The sequence below is a fragment of the Acidiplasma aeolicum genome, assembly GCF_001402945.1.
Lineage (GTDB): Archaea > Thermoplasmatota > Thermoplasmata > Thermoplasmatales > Thermoplasmataceae > Acidiplasma > Acidiplasma aeolicum.
Genome location: NZ_LKBG01000044.1, coordinates 1 through 3,693 on the forward strand (window position 1 = coordinate 1; position 3,693 = coordinate 3,693).

Annotated in this window: 4 protein-coding genes; all 4 read left to right on the forward strand. The window is 42.5% G+C overall.

Annotated elements, in window-relative coordinates; all coding sequences use genetic code 11:
* On the forward strand, nt 1–833 hold an 833-nt coding region (locus tag AOG54_RS01575), incomplete at its 5' end, for an APC family permease (protein WP_162200844.1).
* A 12-nt stretch (nt 834–845) separates the two neighbouring features.
* The gene (locus AOG54_RS01580) at nt 846–2,147 is read left to right on the forward strand and encodes an arginine deiminase family protein (RefSeq protein WP_055032320.1); all 1,302 of its coding nucleotides are present in this window, start codon (nt 846–848) and stop codon (nt 2,145–2,147) included.
* A 1-nt stretch (nt 2,148) separates the two neighbouring features.
* A complete protein-coding gene (gene argF / locus AOG54_RS01585; RefSeq protein ID WP_055032321.1) occupies nt 2,149–3,084 on the forward strand; it encodes an ornithine carbamoyltransferase in 936 nt (311 codons plus the stop codon).
* Nucleotides 3,084–3,693: amino acid kinase family protein (locus AOG54_RS01590; protein ID WP_055032322.1), on the forward strand; the 610-nt coding region annotated here is incomplete at its 3' end. The genes argF and AOG54_RS01590, both read left to right, overlap by 1 nt.

Sequence of the window (3,693 nt, forward strand, 5' to 3'; positions counted from 1 at the left end):
TATTGTCAATTGCATTCACAGGCATGTTTAACTGGTCAGGAGCCGGCATACCTGTGGGCAACTGGGGTGACATAGGAAACCTGTCATCCCCGTTTGCCACCGCCGCAACATCTATTGGTCTTCCAGTGCTTGCGGCCGTAGTTGTGGTGGGTGCAATAATCAGCACACTTGGTGCGGGCGGTGACTGGGTTCTCCTTCAGGCAAGGGTTCCGTATGCCATGGCAAAAAATGATTTATTCTGGTCATCCATGGGAAGTGTGGATAAAAAATATAAAACACCTGCAAATGCATTAATATTCTCATCGGTGTTAACAGGTATAACAATGATATTACTGCCATCATTTCCGGAGGTTGCACTTCTCGCATCCATTACCACACTTGTTCCATATGCAGCCGCAGCATTATCGCTCCCGATTTTAAGAAAAACCGATCCGGATGCAAAGAGGCCCTTTAAATTATATGGTGGAACGGCATTTGCATTGGTGGGTTTTGTGCTCAGCACATTTCTAATATATTTTGCATCATGGCCATGGACAATAATCGGAGGGGTGTTAATGTTAATAGGCTACATACTTTATATCTTTGTTAGAAAGGACAAGCCATTTGAAATAAAAAGAAACCTGTGGCTTATTGTTTACATTACAGGAATAGTTGTAATATCATTTATAGGCAGTAAAACATACATATATGATAATATTTTGCCGGTGTCGCCCCTTGGAATTTTAAACTCACCGTATGACCTGATCACACTCGGCATTTTTGCTGTGATCATATTTGTATGGGCATATCTTGAAAATATAAAGCACAAACCATTGAATGATGAAATAGATTAAGGAGATGAAAAAATGGAGGGAAAGGTAAAATCAGAATGGGATACATTAAGGAAGGTTGCAGTGCATAAGCCAGGAATAGAGATGTTTCTTGGTCTTCTTGACCCGGAGGCATCCCTTTATGAAAGGGCATTCAGCAGATACAGGGCAAGGTCTGAGCATGATACACTCCAGAGGGTGTTAAAGGAGGAATTTAATGTAAATGTCCTGCGGCTTGATAAAACACTGGCAGATGCTGCAGACCGTAACAGTGAAATCCGTCAAAAATTAATAGACATGGCATTATCCGTGCTTAAATTTGATGGCACACCATCCGAGGCCGATGAGGCCAGGAATCAGATGAAACACGACATTGATTTATACGATACAAATCACTTCATAGATATAATGCTGTTAAGGCCCGAGGTTCATTTGAAAAGTGCCACTGGTGCATCGGCAGCGCACATGAGGATAACCAGCAGCGATCCACTGTCAAACCTCTATTTTATGCGTGACCAGCAGGCAACAACAGATAAGGGCATTTTTATGTCCAGAATGTCAAAGCCGCAGAGGAGGCATGAGCCGGAATTTACAGAGCTTTTATGGAAATCACTTAATCTGCCAATTGCCGGCCGTGGATCAGGAAATGCAACAATTGAGGGGGGTGATTTCATTCCAATGAAGGATTTTGCCCTTCTTGGTAACGGTGACAGAACCAATGATGATGGTGTAAAGCAGATGCTTTCATCAGGCCTTGGGTTCGATGAGGTGGCCGTCGTGCACCAGCCAATGCACCCACTAATACCTGGAAATGAACCTGACCCAATGATAGACATGCACGTTGATACCTATTTCAATGTGGCATCATCCTCAACCGTGGTTGGATCAGAGCTGCTCTTAAAAAACGCCAGGGTTGATATATACTTAAGAGAATCTGATGGCAAATATAAAAATTCTGGTAATAAAACAACATTGTATGATTACATAAAATCAAAGGGATTTAATATAATTGGCCTGTCAACTGTAGAGCAGATGGCGTATTCATCGAACTTTCTGTGCATAAGGGATGGCACAATACTGGCAATTGACAGCTCAAGGATATTAAAGTCTGTTGTCATGGACCTTGAATACAAGGCAGGCGAGAATCCTGAAAGGTATGGTGCACTTCTGAACGAGGTTAAAAAGGAGTACTCCTCATTTTTAAGTTCAGGCGGTGTATTCCCGTACAAAAAGGAGATATATGAAAACGGCATTGATGCATATGCCCTTAACCTGGAGAATATCACAGGCGGATATGGTGGGGCTCACTGCATGACCGCAGTTGTGGAGAGGGATTAAAATGGCAAGGTCTTTTTTATCATTAATGGATGTGAGCAATGAGGAATTCATGAATATGGTAGCTAGGGCCGGATATTTTAAAACCATGATCGGCCAGAAAAAGGCCGTTGATCAGATCATGGGAAATAAATATGCAGGCCTTCTTTTTGAGAAGCCATCAACAAGGACGAGGACCTCCTTTGAGGTTGCCGCCGAAAGGATGGGCGCACACGTTTTATACATGACACCGGATCAGCTACATTTGTCAGGTGGAGAGCCTGTAAAGGATGTTGCCAGAATGCTCGGGGGATGGCTTGACATAATCATTGCCAGGGTATTCCAGCAATCAACGCTAGACGAATTTAAAAAATATTCAAAAATTCCTGTAATAAATGCACTGAGCAATTCCGAACATCCGACACAGATGGTCTCGGACTTTTTAACAATCAATGAAAAAAAGAAAAGGTTTAAGGGCCTAAAATTAACATTTGTCGGTGATGGAACAAACAACATGGCAAATTCACTGATGCTGGCATGCGCAATGACCGGCATGGATATTACAATTGCAACCCCTGAAAATTACATGCCCGATAAAATTTACCTTCAAAGGGCAGAGAAAATTGCATCCGAAACAGGGTCTGAAATAAATATAAATAATAATGTTATGGACGCCGCCAGAAATTCAGATATACTGTATACAGATGTCTGGACCAGCATGGGTGAGGAATCTGAAAGAAACAAAAGAATCCATGACTTTCAGGGCTATCAGATAAACTCATCTGTCCTTGATGCTGCAAGGCCAGATGCAATTGTCATGCACTGCCTTCCTGCTGAAAGGGGCAATGAGATAACGGACGATGTCATTGAGGGCGCTCATTCAGTAGTATGGGAGCAGGGTGTGAACAAAATATACGGTGCTGCGGCATCTCTTGAATTTGCACTGAAAAGTGATGAATAATGGGAAGGATTGTCATAGCACTGGGTGGCAATGCACTCGACAATGGAAAATCAACAATAGATGAGCAGATAAGAAAGGCAAATGATACATTCTCAATGCTATCAGAAATAATCAACAGCAATGACTGCGCGGTAACATATGGTAACGGTCCGCAGGTTGGTGAGATATACACCAGGGCAGGATATCCACTTTACATGGCCGGTGCCATGTCACAGGGTTTTTTATTGCATATACTTTACATGGCATATAAAACCCTTGAGGAAAATAAAATCCTTAAAAAATCTGCTGTGCCATTAATAACACATACAAAGATAAATCCAGAGAAATTCACAATGAAGCCCATAGGCCCATTTTTTGATCATAAAATAGACGATTCATATGCAATGGAAATTGGGAAGGGCTACAGAAAGATGGTTAAATCACCCGAACCGCTGGGCATACTTGAAAAGGATTCAATATTAAGCATGATTTCAAACGGATACGTGCCGGTTGCTGTTGGAGGCGGCGGCATACCTGTCACTGACAATCAGAATGGTTATAACGGATTTGATGGGGTGATAGACAAGGACCTGAGCTCATCGCTGCTGGCAACATCCATCGGTGCGTCTG

Bases quoted from the DNA above. Each gene is read 5' to 3' on its own strand.
- AOG54_RS01580 (WP_055032320.1), top strand. From the start codon at position 846: ATGGAGGGAAAGGTAAAATCAGAATGGGATACATTAAGGAAGGTTGCA.
- argF (WP_055032321.1), top strand. From the start codon at position 2,149: ATGGCAAGGTCTTTTTTATCATTAATGGATGTGAGCAATGAGGAATTC.